The following is a 14,360-nucleotide window of genomic DNA, read 5'->3' on the forward strand; positions in this document are numbered from 1 at the left end:
ATCACACGTCGCCGGCGCGCCCCGACACCCGATACGTGAGCTCGGCGAACGGACCGGCATGGCGCACGGCCATCAGCTCGAGCCGGGTGTGATCGAGATCGCGAGGGAGCAGCGGCTTGCCCGCGACGAGCGTCACCGGCGCGAAGGTGACGACGATCTCGTCGAGCAGGCCGGCGTCGGCGAACTGGCCCACGAGATCCCCGCCGCCCACGATCCACACGTCCTTGCCCCCGGCGGCCGCGACGATGTCCGCCCAGTGCTCGGTCACCGCTCCTGCCACGAAGCGGATGTCGGCGCCGGGCACCCTCTCCAGCTCGCGTCGGGTGAAGACGAAGGTCGGTCGGTCGTCGTAGAACTGCTGCCACCGCTCGGGGTGGGCGAGCAGATCCTCGTGCTCGCGCACCCATTCATACGTCGCTGATCCCTCGACCATCACGCCGATCCGCTCGGTGAACGCCGCGATGTCGGCCATGGCCTCGTCCTGCGGGATGGTGAGGAGCCAGTCCAGCGAGTCGTGAGGATCGGCGAGGAAGCCGTTCAGCGTCGAAGCGGTGTAGAAGATCGCGCGAGTCATGCAGGAGACGCTAGACGCCGGGTCCGACATCGGCCGCGTCCGCGCGCCGACGGCGATGCAGCTGCCATTCGCGCGCGGTGAGGATCACGATGAACACGTCGAAGAGCGTGAGCGCGAGCATCCACCCGCTGAAATGCACGATCAGCTCGTAGCACTGCAGCGCGATGAACACGGCGAGAGCGGCGAGCATCCAGGGATATGCCCAGAGCTGCTCGCGCAGCAGCGCCCAGACGAGCACCACCTTGACGATGCCGTGCAGCAGCAGGTACGCGGCCGCGAACAGCGTCGTCCCGGTGCCCCACGAGTCCCCGAGGTGCATGGCCCAGTGGAACACGGGGGAGTGCTCGTGCCCGACCAGGACGAAGGAGACCACATCGCCGAGCCAGTCCCGGAGCCGGGACGGAGAGATGAACAGCAGGGCGAGGCCGCCGATGAGCTCGGCGACACCGTCCACGCCCTTCAGCACGAGGCTCACCGCGAAGACTCGATCGAGCGTGCGATGCGGGGCGGCGGCAGACATGGATCCGATGGTACGGACCCGGCTCTTAGACTGCCCTGAGATGAGTGAGATCGAGATGCGTTCCCTGCCGGCCGGTTCCGTCGCCCTGCACGACGCACGGACCCGCCGGCGCTGGACCGTCGCGCTGGAGCCTTTCGAGATCGGCGTGTTCGCCGTCACCGAGGAGCAGGCCTCGGAGCTGCTCGGGATCGCGGCCGAGCATCCGGACCGTCCGGCGGTGGACATCTCCTGGCAGCGGGCGATCCGCTTCTGCAATGCGGCATCCGAGTGGGAGGGGCTCGACCCGGTATATCGGTTCTACGGCACCGAGGTGCGCTGGGACGTCACCGCCGACGGATACCGGCTGCCCACGGAGGCGGAGTGGGAGTACGCGTGCCGTGCCGGCTCCACGACGCCGCACTACGGCCCCCTGCACGAGGTCGCGTGGACGGCCGCCGACGGCGTCCGTCACGCGCAGCGCGTGGGGGAGCGGATGCCCAACCTGAACGGGCTCTTCGACACCCTCGGAAATGTGTGGGAGTGGTGCTGGGACCTGCTGGATCCCGCCCGCTACGGCGAATACCGGGTGTTCCGCGGCGGCGGGTTCGCCGACGACGCGTGGAGCGTGCGCGCCTCCGTGCGGCGGGGCGGGGACCCACGCACCGCACAGGACGATCTGGGCTTCCGCGTCGCACGCGGTGGCTTCGACGCCGAGGATGCGGCGCAGGGCTGGTCCCGTGCGGCCGACGAGGAGCGCGCGCTTCTCAACGGCCCGCTGCCGGCGGGCTGGACGCCGCGGCGCTGAGTCGACGAACTCAGGGGGTTGCGTGGGCTCCACCCTCGCCGCTCTCGAGCCGGGAGAAGCGCGCGAGTTCGTCGTGGATGCGTGGCGCATGGTCGTCCCGCAGAAGCTGTCCCGCGCCTACGACCTGGCGCACCCGGAGGGTCCGGCCTGATCAGAGCCTCACGCTCTGCGACGTATCTGCGCGCAACGAGTCCAGCGCGACCTCGAAGCGATTCCACTGCAGGTTCAGACCGCCGCGGAGATGGGCGACGTCGTTCTCACCGTCACCGTCGTAGGCCAGGAACGAGAACTGCTCGGTGTGCCGCACGGATGTTGTCGCGTCCCCGCCGCTGAACACGACCGTCACGAGGGAGGCCCAGCGAAGGACGCCGTCGAGCCGCAGCGATGAGGCGAAGACGATGCGGTCATGGTCGACGATGTCGAGGAAGTCCGCCGTCGCCACGATGGCCTCATCGACCCCCGATGGCGCGAAGATCCCCTCGGCGACCTCCCTGCCGCCCGGCCGGAAGTCGACGGAGAAGCGGCTTCGCGAACCGGGAACCGAGCGCCAGAGCGCACGCAGGGCAGGATCGCTGTATCCACGCCACACTTCCGACAGGGGCCGTGCGAACGCGCGCTCGGCGGAGAATTCCCCGGTGATCATGTCCTCGTGAACCGCGGCCCTGGTCGTGGCATTCCAGGTTGAGGACACGCGTCCCACCGCGCATCACGCGCTGGTGTGACCGCAGACCCGTCCGTATCCTTCAGACATGAACGACACCCCCGTTCCGCGACCCACACGGGGCTATCTCGTCGCCGCGTGGACGACCGCGCTGCTGTTCGGTGTGCTTGCCGGCTCCGGTATCTGGTTCATGTCACAGGATGTCCGCGCGGGTGTCATCTCGGGCGTCGTCATCATGCTGCTCGCCGGCCTTGCATCCGTGTTGGCGGCGAGGCGAGAGGGGCGGGGGTCGACCGAACGCGCGCCTCCATGGACCGGGGATGCCGCCGCCCGGCACCACAACGGCGGGTCGGTATAGCTCCGAGGGCTCCCGCGTCATGCGTGCTGGTCTCGCCGGTACCGTGAAGGCATGAAGACCATCGGCGTCCTGGGCGGCATGAGCTGGGAGTCCTCACTGGACTGGTACCGGATGGCGAACGAGCAGGTGAGACAGGAGCTCGGCGGCTTCCACTCGGCCCCGATCCTGCTCGACTCGCTCGATTTCGCAGAGATCGAGGCGATGCAGGCGTCAGGGGAGTGGGACGCCGCGGGCGACCTGCTCGCGTCCCACGCGCGCGGGCTCGAGGCCGCCGGCGCGGGCCTCGTGGTGCTGTGCACGAACACGATGCACCTCGTCGCGGACAGGATCACCGAGGCCATCAGCGTCCCTTTCCTGCACATCGCGGACTCGACCGCGGAGGCGATCACCGCCGCGCGCCTGCGCACAGTCGGCTTGCTGGGCACGGCCTTCACGATGGAACAGGCGTTCTACCGCGACCGCCTCGCATCACACGGCATCGCCGCGCTGGTTCCGGATGCCGAGGACCGGGCGGTCGTGCATCGGATCATCTACGAAGAGCTGACGCAGGGGCTCATCACCGAGGAGTCGCGTCGGGCATATCAGGAGGTCATCGAGCGCCTGGCAGGCGCGGGCGCCGAGGGAATCATCCTCGGCTGCACCGAGATCGAGCTGCTCATCACCCAGCGAGACGTGGACGTGCCGGTCTTCCCGACCACCGCGCTGCACGTGGCCGCCGCCCTCAAGGCTGCGGGCCTCTGAGAAGCGCGGCGGGGGAGCGGCCGCCCCGCCCGACGAGAAGACCCGATCGTCGGTCTCGGCGAGATCGACGCGGGGCAATAGCCTGGCCTCGTGGCAGAACGACAGAGGATCCTCGCATCCGTCGACACCGACTTCCCTCGCTGGTACCAGGATGTCTGGAGAAGGCCGAACTCGCCGACAACGGACCCGTGCGCGGCACGATGGTCATCCGACCGTACGCCTACGCGATGTGGGAGCGGATGCAGGCCGAAGTGGATGCGCGCATCAAGGCGGCCGGCGCCGAGAACGTGTACCTGCCGCTGTTCATTCCGCAGTCGTACCTCGAGCGCGAGGCCGAGCAGGTCGAGGGCTTCAGTCCGGAGCTCGCCGTGGTCACGCACGCCGGCGGGAAGGAGCTCACCGAGCCGGTGGTCGTCCGGCCGACATCCGAGACCGTGTTCGGCGAGCTCATGGCCAAGTGGATCCAATCCCACCGCGATCTGCCGCTGCTGCTGAACCAGTGGGCGAACGTCGTGCGCTGGGAGATGCGTCCGCGGCTGTTCCTGCGCACCAGCGAGTTCCTGTGGCAGGAGGGGCACACCGCGCACGCGACGCGCGAGGATGCCGCGGCGTACGCCACCCGGATCCATCTCGAGGTGTACCAGGACTTCCTCGAGAACGTTCTGGCGATCCCGGTGCTGCCCGGCTTCAAGAGTCCGTCCGAGCGTTTCGCCGGCGCCATCAACACGATGACGTGCGAGGCGATGATGGGCGACGGCAAGGCGCTGCAGATGGCCACGAGTCACGAGCTCGGCCAGAACTTCGCCACCGCCTTCGACATCACGTACACGGATGCTCAGGGCCGGGTGCAGACCGCGTGGACGACCTCATGGGGCTCGTCGACGCGGATGATGGGCGGCCTCTTCATGTCGCACGGCGACGATTCCGGGCTGCGCATCCCTCCGCGCATCGCGCCGCACCAGGTGGTCGTCATCGCCGTGAAGGACGACGATCGCACGGTCGATGCCGCACGGCGGGTCGTCGCCGACCTGGAGGCCGCGGGAGTGCGTGCGAAGCTCGACGCACGTGGCCCCCGGGCTTCGGCCGTCGTGCCACCGAGTGGGAGCTCAAGGGCGTGCCGCTGCGGATCGAGGTCGGCCCGCGCGATCTCGACGCGGCTCAGGTCACGTACGCCCGTCGTGGCGTCGACGGCAAGTCCGCGCTGCCGATGAGCAGCCTCGCGTCGACGGTTCCCGGACTGTTGGAGCAGATGCAGGACGACATGCTCGCGCACGCCCGCCGGCGTCTCGCTGCACGCACGACGCACGTGTCGACGATCGACGAGGCACGCGAGGCCGCGGCGACCGGCTTCGCGGTGATCAGCTGGGCCGAACTCGGCGAAGCGGGGGAGAGGGAGCTCAACACGCACGCCATCACCGTGCGCTGCCTGCAGACCCGCGACGGCCGGATGCCGGATCCGATGCATCCCGAGCAGGATCTGGTCGCGGTCGTCGCCCGCGCGTACTGACCGCCTCACGCAGTGCCGGGGGGTGACGGCTCACAGGCCGTACTCGAAGAAGCCGTCCTCGTCCGTCCCGGCCCCGGTCTCGGGCTCGGCCGGCCACGCCAGGCTCGGCTCGCCTTCGAGGAGCTTGGCGGTTCGGGCCCGCAGCGCCTTCGTGGTGGAGAGCGAGACGAGCTCCGGTTCGCGGGGTTCGGCATCCAGGCTCTGCAGCTGCACCATCCATCCGACGGTGAGACGCAGCCTTCTCGTTGACTGTTCCGCCACGACAGGGACGTCCACGAGGTCCGTGGTCTGGTTCCGGGCGAGCGCGTGACCGTAGTCCAGGAGAGCGTCGGCGATCTCGTCGCCCGTGAGGTACGAACCCAGCGGAGTGATGATCAGCTTCATGTCAGAGTCCCGTGCGCAGCGTCAAACTCGTGCGCCGGGGTCTGGGGCGTCTTCTCTCCTCTTCCCAGTCTAGGAGCCGCCCAAGTCCGGGCAACCCCTGGACGGCTTCAGATCATCGCTCGGAGTCGGCGTCGAAATGCAGTTCCCGCCGCACGATCCTGCCCGCGACCTGGCTCAGCGGCAGCTGGTTGCGCCGGGCATAGGAGCGGATGCGTTCGAAGGCCTGGTCGATGGGCAGATCAGCAGTGAACGACACCACGCCCTTCGCCTGCTCGATGACGACACGGCTGCTGAGGGCGATGCGAAGCTGCTCCGCGAGCAGCTCGGACTCCCGGAAAGAGCGCTCATGGAGGATCCCGATGGTGGCCACGTCCGCGAGAGCGCGGGCGGCGACCAGCACCTCTTCGGACAGCGGGCCTTCCTGCGCCCCCATCAAGTTCAGGGTGCCGATGGTCTGCTCCCTGAGCCGGAGCGGGAGTGCGTGGATCGACGCGAATCCCTGCGCCAGCGCCTCGATGCGGAAGGAATCCCAGCCGGACGCCGTCGCGAGCGATGGCACCAGGATGGGGGAGCCGGTGCGGAAGCAGTCGATGCAGGGACCGGACTGCGCCGACAATTGGAGCACCTCGACCAGATCTGTGGCGGCACATCGAGGGCTCTCGCAGGCGAGGCGGAAGCATCCTGCTCACGACCCACTCCATGGAGGAGGCCCAGGCCGTGTGCGACCGCATCGTCATCATCGACCACGGCAGGATCGTCACCACCGGCAGCCCGGCCGAGCTCATCGCGACGCACCGGGACGACCCTCGCGTGCGAGCCATCGCGCACGGCGAGCCGACGCTGGAAGACGTGTTCATCGCCTTGACCGGAATTGATCTCCGTGACTGACGCCGCCATCGCCCGACCTCCGATCGGCCTCACCCTGCGTTCGCTCCTCACCGCCGACTTCCTGGTGCTCCTGCGCAGCAGGCAGACGCTGATCCTGAACCTCGCCGTGCCGATCCTGATGCTGATCATCACGAACCAGGCCACCCGCCGGGGCGGCAGCGGATTCGGTGCGGCCGGACCCGCCATGATGATCGCGCTCGCCCTCAGCTACGGTCTGCTGTCGTCTGCGCTGCTGGGATACTCGATCACCGTCGCGCGTGATCGCGAGGCCGGAGTGTTCCAACGGCTGCGCGTGACACCGACGCCGACCTGGGCGATCATGCTGAGCCGGTTGGCCGTGCAATTCGCGGCCGCGATCGTCACGGCTGTCGTCGTGATCGTCGTCGGCGGCATCATGCACGGTCTCACGTACGGGCTGGGCACCTACCTGCTGATCCTGCTCGTCGCGCTCTACGGTGCGGCGATGTTCCTCGGCATCGGGCAGGCGGTGGTCGGGCTCCTGCGCTCTTCGACAGCGGTGAACGCCCTCGGCCGTGTCCTCTACGTCGTCCTCCTCCTGCTCGGGATCCTCGGCATCTCCGGCGTGCTCGGCGACACGTTCACGAACATCGCGAAATGGTCGCCCGTCGGGGCGCTGATGACGCTGTTCACCGCCGCACAGGCTACGGCAGCCTGGAACACCGATGACGCTTGGGCGATCGTCGCCATCGCCGGATACCTGATCGTCTTCGCGGGCATCGGGATCCGCTGGTTCCAATGGGAAGCCCGATGAGCACGGCGCCTGCGGTGACGAGTCGGCCGGGACTCGGCTCGACCGAAGCATTGCCCTTCAGGCGAGGGTGAGGAAGAGCTTTTCCAACTCCTCCGCATCCGGAGCCCCCTGGGCGTCCGGATCAGTCAGGCACTCGCGCAACGCGGTCGATATGACCAGGAAGCCGGCACGGTCGAGCGCTTTCGTGACGGCAGAGAGTTGTTGCACGATCGCGCGGCAGTCGTCGCCGCCCTCCACCGCGGCGATCACTGCCGCAAGCTGGCCGTGAGCGCGTCGCAACCGGTTCGCGATCTTGCGCACCGCGTCCGGATCGTGCCCCGCCGCGCGCGTCTCGTCGTCGGCGATGCCCTGAGCTGTTCCCCTGCTGACCATGGAGCGATTATACCCCGGGGAGTATGTTAGGATATACCCCCAGGAGTATCCAACCCCTCCCGGGATCGAGGAGCAGAGATGTGCCGTGCAGTGACGTGCAAGACGTGCGGGAAGACCACCTGGGCCGGGTGCGGCCAGCACGTATCCGACGTGAAGCGCTCCGTGCCGGCCGCACAGTGGTGCGATGGTCGGCACACACAGGCGCAGATCGCTGCGGCCCGACCCGCCCGCAGCGGCCTGCTGTCCCGGATCCTCGGACGATGAGCGCGACCATGGCACATCGTCCCCGGCGGATCGTGATCGTCGGCGGTGTGGCGGCCGGGATGAGCGCCGCCGCCCGGGCCCGTCGACTGGACGAGGACGCGGAGATCGTCGTGCTCGAACGCGGCGAGCATGTCTCGTTCGCCAACTGCGGGCTCCCGTACTACGTCGGCGGCGAGATCCAGGACGAGGCCGCGCTGCTCGTGCAGACGCCCGAGAAGCTGCGCGACGCCCTCGACCTCGATGTGCGGGTGCGCCACGAGGTCACCGCCCTCGACCCCGCTCGGCGGACCGTGTCCGTGCGAGGGCCGCGAGGGGAGGAGCAGCTGCGGTACGACGCGCTCGTCCTCGCGCCGGGCGCGGTCGCCCTGCGTCCTCCGCTGCCCGGACTCGATTCGCCGCGGGTGAGCACCCTCCGGACCGTCGAGGATGCGGTGCGCCTGCGAGCGCGCATCGACGCGCAGGCTTCCAGCCCCGCGCGACGCGCCGTCGTGCTCGGCGCCGGCTTCATCGGCCTGGAGGCCGCGGAGGCTCTGAGACGCCAGGGGCTCGAGGTCGCTCTCGTCGAGCTCGCCCCGCATGTCCTCCCACCTCTGGAGGCCGAGATGGCCGCGTCCGTCACGACCGAGCTGAAGCGGCTCGGGATCTCGGTGCACGCCGGTGTCGCGGCGCAGGCTGTGGAGCAGCACGAAGGACACGACACCCTGGTGCTCACGGACGGGCGACGACTCGAGGCCGATCTGATCCTGCTCTCCGTCGGCGTCCGCCCCGACACCGCCGTCTTCGAGGCGGCTGGCATCGCGTGCGAGCGCGGTGCGATCCTCGTCGACGAACACGGCCGCACGAACGTCCCGCACGTGTACGCCGCGGGAGACGCGGTCCTGTCCGCCGATGCCGTCACGGGACTGCGTCGGCCCGTGGCTCTCGCCGGCCCTGCGAACCGAGCGGGGCGCGGGATCGCCGACCACATCCTCCGCCCCGCGTCGGCTCGCCCGCTGCCCGCCCCTGTGGGCACGGCGATCCTGCGCGTCGGCGAGATCACCGCGGCACTCACCGGGGCGAATGCGGACGCGCTGCGCGCCTCAGGCATCGACACCGACACCCTCCACCTGCACCCCACCCAGCACGCAGGCTACTTTCCGGGGGCGACGCAGATGTCCCTCGTCGTGCACATCCGCCGAGGCGACGGGCTCCTGCTGGGCGCGCAGGCGGTCGGTCGCGACGGCGTGGACAAGAGGATCGACGTGCTCGCCACCGCGATCCGGGCAGGCCTCACGACGGCCGAGCTCATCGACCTCGACCTCGCCTACTCCCCGATCTACGGCAGCGCGAAGGATCCGGTGAACCTCGTCGGCATGGTCGGCGCCAACGTGACGGACGGAACCCTCGTCCTCTGGTACGCCCAGGACTGGGAGCGGCTGCGCGACGAGACGCTGATCCTCGATGTCCGCAGCGCGGCGGAATACGCCGCCGGACATCTGCCGGGCGCCCTGAACATCCCGCACACCGAGCTGCGGGACCGTCTCGACGAGGTGCGCGCCGCCGCGGCGGACCGCCCGGTGCGAGTGCTGTGCGGCTCCGGCGTGCGCTCGCACATCGCCCACCGGCTCCTGACCCAATCGGGCTTCGACTCCGCGTCGCTGTCGGGCGGGATGCTCACCGCACGGGCGGTGCTCGGCGACGAGGTCCTCGTGGCCTGACGTCGCTCCGCGTGCGGATCGAGGGCAGTACTACGGTCTTGATGCCCTCCCCGCCGGTTCTCCTGCATCCGTCGTCTCGTCCCGGGGCTCACGGCGCCCCACCGGTTCGCCCGATCCTCCGGCCGGGAGCGCGACCCGGGATGCCCCGGTGAAGGCGGACGGCTCCGCGCCGGGGTGGCGCCTGGCCTGCACCAGGAACAGGACGATGCCCAGCGCGACGGCAGCGAGCGACGCCCATACGTTGGCGGGGATGCCCAGGAAGCCGATGCTGGACGGATCGATGCGGATCGATTCGAGGTAGCTGCGGCCCGCGCCGTACCAGATCAGGTACAGCGCGAGCACCTTGCCCCATTGCAGGGCGAAACGGCGCTCGATCCAGAGGATCACGGCGAAGCCGAGCAGATTCCAGACGATCTCGTAGAGGAACAGAGGCTGGAACAGGGTGCCCGCCGGCAGCCCGGGCGGGAACTTGGAGTTCGTCGCCTCGATCTCAAGGCCCCAGGGCAGCGTGGTCGGCAACCCGAAGAGCTCGTGGTTGAAGTAGTTGCCGAGTCGACCGAGAGACTGGGCGACCAGCAGCGCAGGCGCGAGGGCGTCCGCCAGGCTCCAGAACCGCACCCGAGCGCGGCGGCACGCGATGGCGATGCCAACCGTGCCCCCGATCAGCGAGCCGTAGAGAGCGTTGCCTCCGTCCCAGATCGCGAACACGTTCCACAGGTTGTCCCCGGGAGCGAAGTAGTCGGCCACGTGCGTGAACACGTGGTAAAAACGCGCGCACACGATCCCGAGGGGCACCGACCAGAGGGCGATGTCGATCGCGAACCCCGGCTCGATGCCGCGCCTCTTCAGGCGCCTGCCGAGGATGAGGGTCGCCGCAATGATGCCGGCGATGATGCACAGCGCGTACGCATGGATCGTCAGCGGACCGACCTGAAACTGCGCCCATTGCTCAGGAGGGCTGGGGATGCTCGCTTTCACGCGGTCGCCTTTCGATTGCGGGGACGGCGTGGACCACGCTACGGAGTCGATCACGGAGGTGGCTGTGAAGGAAGCGCCGGCCGCAGGCCCGGAAGATGCCGGCCCGATGCGCCGCAGCGGACATCCGGCGTCGCTAGGAGCCCGGGAAAGGCGCCAATCGCCAATGGCTGAGGAGAACTCTGCCCAAGATCAGGCCCAAGCCCCGAGATCCGCTCGACCGCGAGGCTTGTTCGCTAGGGAAGCAGCTCGTCGATGAGTGCGCCCACGCGGGTGCGGATCTCGTCGCGGATGGGTCGGACGGCATCGATGTTCTGTCCGGCGGGGTCGTCGAGTTCCCAGTACTCGTAGCGCTTGCCGGGAAAGATGGGGCAGGCGTCGCCTCAGCCCATCGTGATCACGACGTCGGCCTGCCTGACGGCGTCGACGGTGAGCAGCTTCGGGGCGTTCGCGGTGATGTCGATGCCTTCCTCCGCCATGGCCTCGACGGCGACGGGGTTGATCTGGTCTTTGGGTTCGGATCCGGCGGAGCGGACGTCGATGCGGTCGCCGGCGAGGTGCTACACGTAGCCTGCGGCCATCTGGGAGCGTCCCGCGTTGTGGACGCAGACGAACAGGACGGTGGGTTTGGTCACGCGGGTTCCTTCGTTCGGGTGGGCGAGGGGAGTGGTCAGGGGGTGCCGTTGCGGGTGGAGCGGCGTTCGACGAGGACGGTGTCCCGCCACTGGCCGGCGTGCGGTCCGAGGAGGGATCGGGAGATTCGCTCCCGTGTTCCAACGATCCGGAATCCGGCGCTCTCGTGCAGGCGGAGGCTGGCGGTGTTCTCCGGGAAGATGCTCGACTGGATCGTCCAGTAGCCGGCGTCTTCGGCCGCGGCGATGAACGCGTCGAGCAGGGCTCGGCCGATCCCCTGGCCACGGTGAACCGGGTCGATATAGACGGAATGCTCGATCACGCCCCGGTAGGCGTCCCGGGTGGAGACCGGGGACGCGGCAGCCCAGCCGATCACGATGTCGGCGTCGTCGACGGCGACGAGGCGCGGGTGCGGGATCTTGCCGGTGTTGAAGTGTTCCCAGGTGGGGGTTCGGGTCTCGAAGGTGGCTTCGCCGCCGGCGATCCCGGCTGCGAAGATCTCCTCGACCCGCTCCCAGTCCGCAGGGGCCATGGCGCGGATCCGGCTCATGAGCAGCAGGATCCGCCGGTGCTGTCGCCCGTCGAGCACACCCCGGTCGCGGGCAGGGTGAGCGCGACTTGGGTGGCCGCGGGCAGGTCGCCGTCGATCCAGGCGGTGACGGAGCGGACCTGCTCGTAGCCGGTGGCGAGGAGGAACGTGGGGGCGCGGCCGTAGGACTTCATCCCGACGATGAAGAACCCCGACTCCGGGTGCGTGAGTTCCCGGAACCCGTGGGGTTCGACGGTGCCGCAGGAGTGGATGTTCGGGTCGATCAGCGGCGCCAGCCGGCGCGGGGCTTCGACGATGTCGTCCAACTCGAGCCGGACCTCCCGCAGCATGTCCAGGTCGGGGCGGAAGCCGGTGGCGTTCACCACCAGGTCCGCGTCCAGCATCGCCGGCTCCCCACGGCGGGTGTCGATCAGGCGGATCCCGTCGCCAGTGGGTTCGACGCGGGAGATCTCGAACGAGTCGACCACCGAGACGACGCCGGAGGCGACGAGGCGTTCGGTGCGGGTGCCGAGCTTCGCACGGTCCGGCAGATCGTCGTCGGGGGAGGAGGACACGCGGATCGCGGAGGGGTTGCGGATCGCCCAGGTCACCCGGCTGCCCGGCTCCTGCTGGGCCAGCTTCCCGAGCGCGATGAGCGTGTTCGCGGCCGAATGCCCCGCCCCGACCACGACCGTGTGCCGCCCCACGAACCGGGCCCGATCGGCGCCGAGAACGTCCGGGAGAGCGTGCAGGACGCGGTCGGCGACCTGGTCGAAGCCGAGCGGGGTGAGCCCGGAGGAGGCGAGCGGGTTGGGGGACGTGTAGGTGCCGGATGCGTCGATCACCGCCCGCGCCGTGGACTCGGTGACCTGCCCGTCCTGGTGCTGGATGCGCAGCAGGAACGGGGCCTGCGCGCGCCCCGCGGTGCGGGTGCGGTCCATGCCCTCCCGAGACACGGCGACCACCCGGGCGCCGAACTGGATCCGCGACCCGATCTCGGGAAGATCCGCGAGCGGGGCCAGGTAGTCGTCTACGAGCTCCTGCCCGGTCGGGGCGCGTCCCTCCGCGCCCGGCATCACCCAACCCGTCGCCTCCAGCAGCCGCCGAGACGCGGGATCGACGAGATGCTTCCAGGGGGAGAAGAGGCGGGTGTGTCCCCAGAGTTGGATGGAGTCCGCGATCCTGTCTCCGGCTTCGAGGATCGTGAAGTCGATGCCCCGATCGACCAGGTTCGCCGCCGCAGCGAGCCCGATCGGGCCCGCGCCGATGATCACGACCGGCAGTGTCGCCAACCGGTCAGAGACCGCGACCCTCGGGGTCAGATCCAGCATCGTCACCATCAGATCCTCCGCATATCGATGAACGTCGATGCAAGTATGAGCGCATCTATCGACGAGTGTCAATATCGATTAGTATCGATGCATGGTCACGATGCTGGAGGTCACCGACGTCACCGCAACGACGGCGTGCTGTGCGCCGCTCGTGAAGGAACCGCTCGGGCAAGAGGATGCTGAGCAGCTTGCCGTGCGGCTGAAGGCGCTCGCGGATCCGGCCCGGCTGCGCTTGCTGTCGATCGTCGCCTCCAGCGAGGGCCAGGAGGCGTGCGTGTGCGACTTGATCGATCCGGTCGGGCTGTCGCAGCCGACCGTGTCCCATCACCTCAAGGTCCTCACCACCGCGGGGTTCCTCACCCGTTCCCAGCGAGGGACGTGGGCGTATTACCGGCTGGTCCCCGAGGCTCTGAGCGCAGTGACGCGCGTGCTGGAGACCGCCTGACGGGGGCGACGGCGGGGGAGCGGTCGACAGAGTGAAGCTGCCACCCAGAGGCGCCGGGAAGGTCTTCGCACGAGCGCGGGCCTGGGTGACAACATCACATACTTCCGTCCTTCCGAACCGACCGGACGTTCGATGAGCTGGCAGGTGAAAGCCTCATTCGCCGAGACCCACAAGGTCGATGCCGCGGATCATGAGCGCGTGCGAGGTGAACGGTCATGACAGTAGGCCACGCCGTGCATTCTCAGCAGTAGCAGACGACAATCGGCGCCGTCGTGCGGCGATGCCCAGGGAAGCACGCCCTGAACATAGTGGTGTGGGTGCGTATTCGAGAGCGGCGTATTCGGGCGCGCAGGAGACCGCACGAGTCTTGTCGGACCCATGTCGATCGCGCTCGTCAGGGGTCAGCCTCCGACGAAGCCTTCGGCCCAGTACGGAAGACCTTCGGCTTTGCACGCCGCGGCGAGCGTCTGCGAGGCGTCGCCCCACGCGCGACTCGTGGGGTCCGGCGTCGACGATTCGGTGATCATCGGGGGCTGGATCGTCTTCAGCGTTGTCAGCGCCGTGGCGACAGGTCCATCACCTGCGGACGGCGCGCGTCCGATGACGCGGAAAGCGAGCGCGTACCAGCCGATCCGCTCTTGAGAGCTGATGCCGTTGTTGTGGAACGCATAGTCGGAGTTCTGCAGGATCGTCAGCATGTCCGAGTACGTCTCGCAGGACACTCTGTCGATCGCTGCAACAGAAGCCGTCGGATCGGGGGAGGGAGACGCCGCCGTAGCCGACGGCTTTACAGAAGGCTCCGCGTGCGACCGGGCGGTTCCCACCGAGCAACCCGAGACTCCCATGAGCACAAGAGCGGCCCCTGTAGTGACCAGAATGCGTGAAGGGATCCTGGTGCGCGCCGCCGTCATGTGCTCACCCTAAA

At 68.9% G+C, this 14,360-nt stretch carries 21 protein-coding genes and 1 pseudogene; 11 read left to right on the forward strand and 11 right to left on the reverse strand.

What is annotated here, in order from left to right; all coding sequences use genetic code 11:
- Position 1 precedes the first annotated feature (1 nt).
- Complete coding sequence (locus ACYQ1L_RS09215) at positions 2-574, reverse strand: dihydrofolate reductase family protein (RefSeq protein ID WP_460003883.1); 573 nt, start codon at positions 572-574, stop codon at positions 2-4.
- A gap of 10 nt (positions 575-584) precedes the next feature.
- Positions 585-1,094 (reverse strand): DUF2127 domain-containing protein, encoded by a 510-nt coding sequence (locus ACYQ1L_RS09220; protein ID WP_460003884.1) that lies wholly within the window; start codon positions 1,092-1,094, stop codon positions 585-587.
- Between the two features lie 40 nt (positions 1,095-1,134).
- Here ACYQ1L_RS09220 and ACYQ1L_RS09225 point away from each other — a divergent pair, with 40 nt between their 5' ends.
- Positions 1,135-1,878, forward strand: coding sequence for a formylglycine-generating enzyme family protein (locus ACYQ1L_RS09225; RefSeq protein ID WP_460003885.1), 744 nt, complete (start codon positions 1,135-1,137; stop codon positions 1,876-1,878).
- Positions 1,879-1,900: 22 nt separating this feature from the next.
- Positions 1,901-2,029: a hypothetical protein gene (locus ACYQ1L_RS09230; RefSeq protein WP_460003886.1), complete on the forward strand. Its 129-nt coding sequence runs from the start codon at positions 1,901-1,903 to the stop codon at positions 2,027-2,029.
- On the opposite strand, the gene ACYQ1L_RS09235 is transcribed toward ACYQ1L_RS09230, so the two are convergent.
- Positions 2,030-2,521: an SRPBCC domain-containing protein gene (locus ACYQ1L_RS09235; RefSeq protein ID WP_460003887.1), complete on the reverse strand. Its 492-nt coding sequence runs from the start codon at positions 2,519-2,521 to the stop codon at positions 2,030-2,032. It lies immediately after the preceding gene.
- 106 nt (positions 2,522-2,627) lie between these two features.
- On the opposite strand from ACYQ1L_RS09235, the gene ACYQ1L_RS09240 reads away from it, so the two are divergent.
- From ACYQ1L_RS09240 to ACYQ1L_RS09255, 4 genes are all read left to right on the forward strand, one after another.
- The gene (locus tag ACYQ1L_RS09240; RefSeq protein ID WP_460003888.1) at positions 2,628-2,897 is read left to right on the forward strand and encodes a hypothetical protein; all 270 of its coding nucleotides are present in this window, start codon (positions 2,628-2,630) and stop codon (positions 2,895-2,897) included.
- 51 nt (positions 2,898-2,948) lie between these two features.
- Positions 2,949-3,638, forward strand: a complete 690-nt coding sequence (locus ACYQ1L_RS09245) for an aspartate/glutamate racemase family protein (RefSeq protein WP_460003889.1) — start codon at positions 2,949-2,951, stop codon at positions 3,636-3,638.
- A 188-nt stretch (positions 3,639-3,826) separates the two neighbouring features.
- A complete protein-coding gene (locus tag ACYQ1L_RS09250; protein ID WP_460003890.1) occupies positions 3,827-4,849 on the forward strand; it encodes an aminoacyl--tRNA ligase-related protein in 1,023 nt (340 codons plus the stop codon).
- Positions 4,753-5,145, forward strand: a complete 393-nt coding sequence (locus tag ACYQ1L_RS09255) for a hypothetical protein (RefSeq protein WP_460003891.1) — start codon at positions 4,753-4,755, stop codon at positions 5,143-5,145. Before ACYQ1L_RS09250 ends, ACYQ1L_RS09255 begins: the two co-directional genes overlap by 97 nt.
- Before the next feature lie 30 nt (positions 5,146-5,175).
- Here ACYQ1L_RS09255 and ACYQ1L_RS09260 read toward each other — a convergent pair whose 3' ends face one another.
- Positions 5,176-5,529, reverse strand: coding sequence for a hypothetical protein (locus ACYQ1L_RS09260; RefSeq protein ID WP_460003892.1), 354 nt, complete (start codon positions 5,527-5,529; stop codon positions 5,176-5,178).
- A gap of 112 nt (positions 5,530-5,641) precedes the next feature.
- On the reverse strand, positions 5,642-6,154 hold the full coding sequence (locus tag ACYQ1L_RS09265; protein WP_460003893.1) for a GAF and ANTAR domain-containing protein: 513 nt from the start codon (positions 6,152-6,154) through the stop codon (positions 5,642-5,644).
- 74 nt (positions 6,155-6,228) lie between these two features.
- Here ACYQ1L_RS09265 and ACYQ1L_RS09270 point away from each other — a divergent pair, with 74 nt between their 5' ends.
- Together ACYQ1L_RS09270 and ACYQ1L_RS09275 are read left to right on the forward strand one after the other, a co-directional pair.
- Positions 6,229-6,417: a hypothetical protein gene (locus tag ACYQ1L_RS09270; RefSeq protein WP_460003894.1), complete on the forward strand. Its 189-nt coding sequence runs from the start codon at positions 6,229-6,231 to the stop codon at positions 6,415-6,417.
- Complete coding sequence (locus ACYQ1L_RS09275) at positions 6,410-7,189, forward strand: ABC transporter permease (RefSeq protein ID WP_460003895.1); 780 nt, start codon at positions 6,410-6,412, stop codon at positions 7,187-7,189. Before ACYQ1L_RS09270 ends, ACYQ1L_RS09275 begins: the two co-directional genes overlap by 8 nt.
- A 57-nt stretch (positions 7,190-7,246) precedes the next feature.
- Here ACYQ1L_RS09275 and ACYQ1L_RS09280 read toward each other — a convergent pair whose 3' ends face one another.
- The gene (locus ACYQ1L_RS09280; protein ID WP_460003896.1) at positions 7,247-7,561 is read right to left on the reverse strand and encodes a metal-sensitive transcriptional regulator; all 315 of its coding nucleotides are present in this window, start codon (positions 7,559-7,561) and stop codon (positions 7,247-7,249) included.
- 78 nt (positions 7,562-7,639) lie between these two features.
- On the opposite strand from ACYQ1L_RS09280, the gene ACYQ1L_RS20125 reads away from it, so the two are divergent.
- Together ACYQ1L_RS20125 and ACYQ1L_RS09285 are read left to right on the forward strand one after the other, a co-directional pair.
- Positions 7,640-7,825 carry a hypothetical protein gene (locus ACYQ1L_RS20125; protein WP_488199505.1) on the forward strand — a complete coding sequence of 62 codons (186 nt, stop codon included), beginning with the start codon at positions 7,640-7,642 and terminating at the stop codon, positions 7,823-7,825.
- A gap of 8 nt (positions 7,826-7,833) precedes the next feature.
- The gene (locus ACYQ1L_RS09285) at positions 7,834-9,522 is read left to right on the forward strand and encodes an FAD-dependent oxidoreductase (protein ID WP_460003897.1); all 1,689 of its coding nucleotides are present in this window, start codon (positions 7,834-7,836) and stop codon (positions 9,520-9,522) included.
- 30 nt (positions 9,523-9,552) lie between these two features.
- Here the strand turns inward: ACYQ1L_RS09285 and lgt are convergent, their stop codons facing one another.
- The 4 genes and pseudogenes from lgt to ACYQ1L_RS09305 all read right to left on the reverse strand — a co-directional run bounded on the left by lgt (position 9,553) and on the right by ACYQ1L_RS09305 (position 12,999).
- A complete protein-coding gene (lgt, locus tag ACYQ1L_RS09290) occupies positions 9,553-10,500 on the reverse strand; it encodes a prolipoprotein diacylglyceryl transferase (protein ID WP_460003898.1) in 948 nt (315 codons plus the stop codon).
- A 233-nt stretch (positions 10,501-10,733) separates the two neighbouring features.
- Positions 10,734-11,078: pseudogene (locus tag ACYQ1L_RS09295) on the reverse strand (arsenate reductase ArsC).
- An 89-nt stretch (positions 11,079-11,167) separates the two neighbouring features.
- Positions 11,168-11,680 (reverse strand): GNAT family N-acetyltransferase, encoded by a 513-nt coding sequence (locus tag ACYQ1L_RS09300; protein ID WP_460003899.1) that lies wholly within the window; start codon positions 11,678-11,680, stop codon positions 11,168-11,170.
- Positions 11,677-12,999 carry an NAD(P)-binding domain-containing protein gene (locus ACYQ1L_RS09305; RefSeq protein WP_460003900.1) on the reverse strand — a complete coding sequence of 441 codons (1,323 nt, stop codon included), beginning with the start codon at positions 12,997-12,999 and terminating at the stop codon, positions 11,677-11,679. Before ACYQ1L_RS09305 ends, ACYQ1L_RS09300 begins: the two co-directional genes overlap by 4 nt.
- Positions 13,000-13,081: 82 nt before the next feature.
- Here ACYQ1L_RS09305 and ACYQ1L_RS09310 point away from each other — a divergent pair, with 82 nt between their 5' ends.
- Positions 13,082-13,435 (forward strand): metalloregulator ArsR/SmtB family transcription factor, encoded by a 354-nt coding sequence (locus tag ACYQ1L_RS09310; RefSeq protein WP_460003901.1) that lies wholly within the window; start codon positions 13,082-13,084, stop codon positions 13,433-13,435.
- A gap of 401 nt (positions 13,436-13,836) precedes the next feature.
- Here the strand turns inward: ACYQ1L_RS09310 and ACYQ1L_RS09315 are convergent, their stop codons facing one another.
- Positions 13,837-14,133, reverse strand: coding sequence for a hypothetical protein (locus tag ACYQ1L_RS09315; RefSeq protein ID WP_460003902.1), 297 nt, complete (start codon positions 14,131-14,133; stop codon positions 13,837-13,839).
- Positions 14,134-14,360 lie beyond the last annotated feature (227 nt).

The sequence above is a fragment of the Microbacterium xylanilyticum genome (assembly GCF_054654695.1).